The 220-nt window shown below is 39.1% G+C and carries 1 protein-coding gene; it reads left to right on the top strand.

From position 1 onward, the window contains the following. A partial coding sequence (locus tag PLX19_RS15090) for a dihydrodipicolinate reductase C-terminal domain-containing protein (protein WP_272189498.1) occupies window positions 1-220 on the top strand: 220 nt, incomplete at both ends.

Below are 220 nucleotides of genomic sequence, written 5' to 3'. Positions count from 1 at the left end.
AAAATTAGATGCTCCGTCTGGTACAGCTGTGAAAACAGTGGATTTAATTCGTCAAAATCGTGAGTCAAAACAACAAGGGCATCCAGATGAAACAGAACAATTAGTAGGTGCACGCGGTGCAAATGTTGATGGTATTCATATTCATAGCGTACGTTTACCAGGATTAATTGCACATCAAGAAGTACTATTTGGCGGAGATGGACAAATGTTAACAATTCGT

The organism is Bacillus sp. BP-3 (assembly GCF_028401955.1).
Taxonomy (GTDB): Bacteria; Bacillota; Bacilli; order Bacillales; family Bacillaceae_G; genus Bacillus_A.
Note: the sequence above shows the minus strand (reverse complement) of the source record. Positions and strands in the feature narration are given on the sequence as shown.